This is a genomic window from Nitrososphaera sp. AFS, assembly GCF_009898475.1.
In the GTDB taxonomy this organism is placed as follows: domain Archaea; phylum Thermoproteota; class Nitrososphaeria; order Nitrososphaerales; family Nitrososphaeraceae; genus Nitrosopolaris.
In genome coordinates this window covers 2,859-6,097 of the sequence record NZ_QURE01000144.1, presented here as the reverse complement: position 1 = coordinate 6,097, position 3,239 = coordinate 2,859, and the positions used below count along the sequence as shown (strand labels likewise).

Here is a 3,239-nt window from a genome sequence, read left to right as displayed (position 1 = left end):
ACCAACACCAGAAGAGATTAGGATGTTAGCAGAAGAGGATGCTGCTTCTAGAAGAGGAAGAGCAGAATAAAAGTAGTAGTTAATAATAAGAATAGTATTAGTAGTAATAGTAGTAATGATGGGATACTATGAATATTGAGCTAAAGAAGAAAAAAGACTATAATGTAAATTAGAGAGAAAAGAATAGGATAGAAAGGAATGAAAATAAGAGAAAATAAAAACATGTATCAGCTGTTGTAATAGATTTGCAATATCTTTACATAAATAGTATTATGGGATACAAACAATAGGTGAGATGAGAATGTTATTTCTAGTAATCGATTCTATCAATACGAAACAGATTGATGCTGAGAAAATAAACCTATTAACGCATACTTTTGGCTTGTATAACGACTATAGTGTAGAGGGTAAACTAAAATTCTGTTATGCGTTTGCTGACAAACCAGGGATAATTTCGGTCTGGAATGTTGAATCAAATGAAGAATTGCAACGAATTCTTTTTCTTCTACCATCACTGTCAATTATTGATCGCACAGTCAAACCATTGACAGAACTAAAATCCTTAGTGAGTGTTACTGGAGAACTCCAGCAAATAGTTAGTTCTATACCAAAACATGAGTACAAAGACAAAGAGATAGAAAGATCAGACAAATAATAGGCACCTAAAGATATAGGGATCAGGCTGCATAAAATCGTTAGGAATAACAAGCTAATTGAATTAGTTATTAGGTTTGATGTCCATTAATATAATATGGGCAATCCTTCAGAAGACTCCGAGCTTTCATCCGAAACATCTAGACAAACTGACCAAAGTATAGGATCAGATGCTACTACAAATGATGAGCAGCAAAGTCAAGAAAGCATCACTGATAGAGTCAAGGATGCAGGACTTTCATTTAAAGAGATTATTGCCTCTCTTGCTGACAAGGCAAAAACAATAACGGAAGAAAAAACCCAGACACTAAAAGATAAATCAGCAGAAAATATCAGTCCGACGAGAAGAAATGCTCACGATATCCAGGCACTCGGTACAACTGTGCAAGATGTAATTACTGTATTTGAAGAAACAATGACTCATATAGGAGAACAAGATCATGACCAGCAAGAACAGCTCCTGAATGGTTACAAGAGGTTACTTGAAGAACAAATCAGTGTTATAAGATCAAGGTTAAATCTGATAAAGCGACTTTAGTAGCATACAATTTAGGGCACAAAAACGATTCGCAAATATCGTATAATTGATGGATCTTTGTCATACTGTCTTTGACTTGATTTAAAGTTAGATTTAGATCCGGCTATAGTAAGGGCATCAAATATCTCAATATGGAGTATATGGGGTAGGAGATTAACCAACTGTTGCAAACGCTACTTGCTTATACCTATGATCGAATGTCTCAAAATGGTGTAGTCGCTTGCAGTTTGTGATTGGAATCAAAGCCTCATCCAGGTTGTCGCTGGGTACCCGTTAGGGACCCAACCGTTACAATCCATTCTAAATATAAAATCTTGGTGACTTATCCATCGATAAAGTCGTGAATTGACTGTGGATCGAAATAAGTAAAAGAATTAAAGACCTGATATGATTTCTTGTTTGACGGTGCTTAGGATAGTCTTTCACTGCAAACTTGTAAACTAATAATAGTAATGTTTGTCCTTTACTCCAGGGGGCCCCTGTCTGGGTGTTCAATCTAAGCCAGTTGTTTGACAGGGACCCTTATTTGGAGTAAGACATTGACCAATTTTTGAGCCTATCTATGCCTTCAACCAATTGATATCTTTCTTTAATATCTCCCGAACCAAAGCTGAGTATGGCCATGCCCACGTATTCAAACTAGTTTCATCTAATAATTTTCTTAATTTTTCTGATGTCATGCCATCTACAAAGAAGGCATCTGTATTGAATATAAGAAACTCGCTATATCCTTTCTTGACATCTTTTGTACTGTTCAAGTATGCAATATCTACTCCTCGTATTCAACTATTGTAGCTGTATTGTACTATTTGCATTCATTAGTTTGGAAGAATGTTTATCCGATCTATTGGTTCATTCTTCTCTTAATGATTGCATTCAGTCTCATCATTAGTTAGAATTCCTGTTTTTATAGTTAACATTTTTGAACAAAATGATATATTGTTATAACTGACTTGCATATATAGTGATTAAGAGATATCACATTAAGGCGTTTAAATACTCGGAATGACAGACGAAATCGATATCATAAGAAAGGCGATAATGCATTATGACCGTGCAGTAAGACTGAGAAGAATTAATGAGGACCTATACGACCATTTAAGTGGATCAATCGTTTGGATTTTGAGGTATTGTGACAAGAATCAAATTACCTTACCGAACAGAGAAGCGATGTGTAAATTGGTAGCGAGGGCCGAATCGCTTTTTCAAGATATTATCAATTGCCCATTGCCAGCTGAGCCCCAAAAACAAAATTAAATAGCTGAGGGTGTAGCAAGTCTTTGTTTTTATTTTAAGCAATTTCTATTGATAATTGGCTATAAAGCTGGCCCATGGGTGTCAGATGTTTTTGTGACAGACAAACAATTATGTATACACCAAATTCTAGCCAAGTTAGATTTTCAGAATCCATCTTGATTAGCAATGGGTATTCCGACCACATCTGAACAGCCCCATTAGTATCATTACAATATGACCATAAGAGTTCTAGATAAGGAGTTAAAATCTTTACATATTTTGACTGATTCCCTAATCATATTCGAATAGGCACTTAAGCGCGTATTTTAGAAGAATTTCGATCCTACCGCAATCGCTCCTCCAATTGTAACGTCCAAAATCCTGATTAATGGGAGATACAATTGACCAGGGCAATAGATGCTAAGGAGGATTATAATAAATGGCACTAAAAATATCTGGATGGCATAATGTTAACTCCTATAATTGCAAATAAAACAACTACATAAGAAAACATTAATGCTAGAAGTAAATAGTGATTAACAGGCGTTAATCCATGCTTGATCTTTCCCATGAATTCTTCGTATCATATTCCGGTACTAGATTAGCAATGATAAAAATAGAACTAGAGTTACTGAGCTATGGAACATAAAAGAATTCTTATTTGTAATCTCTTTTATACAAGCAACCCATATCATTTCGATAGAATATCAATGAAATTCAATTTTTTTAGCAGCAAGAAGTTCAAATGTGATGTCTGTCAGGAAAAATTTAAAACTGAATCAGAACTGGCGCAACACAATAAACTGGAACA

Annotated in this window: 4 protein-coding genes; 3 read left to right on the top strand and 1 reads right to left on the bottom strand. The window is 34.9% G+C overall.

Annotated features, from left to right (window positions below):
• The first annotated feature begins 301 nt into the window (after nt 1–301).
• Nucleotides 302–655 (top strand): muconolactone Delta-isomerase family protein, encoded by a 354-nt coding sequence (locus DYY65_RS11715; RefSeq protein WP_162478138.1) that lies wholly within the window; start codon nt 302–304, stop codon nt 653–655.
• Nucleotides 656–751: 96 nt separating this feature from the next.
• Nucleotides 752–1,192 (top strand): hypothetical protein, encoded by a 441-nt coding sequence (locus DYY65_RS11710; protein ID WP_162478137.1) that lies wholly within the window; start codon nt 752–754, stop codon nt 1,190–1,192.
• A gap of 560 nt (nt 1,193–1,752) precedes the next feature.
• On the opposite strand, the gene DYY65_RS11705 is transcribed toward DYY65_RS11710, so the two are convergent.
• A complete protein-coding gene (locus tag DYY65_RS11705; RefSeq protein ID WP_162478136.1) occupies nt 1,753–1,950 on the bottom strand; it encodes a hypothetical protein in 198 nt (65 codons plus the stop codon).
• 247 nt (nt 1,951–2,197) lie between these two features.
• On the opposite strand from DYY65_RS11705, the gene DYY65_RS11700 reads away from it, so the two are divergent.
• Nucleotides 2,198–2,449, top strand: a complete 252-nt coding sequence (locus DYY65_RS11700) for a hypothetical protein (RefSeq protein WP_162478135.1) — start codon at nt 2,198–2,200, stop codon at nt 2,447–2,449.
• Nucleotides 2,450–3,239: the final 790 nt, after the last annotated feature.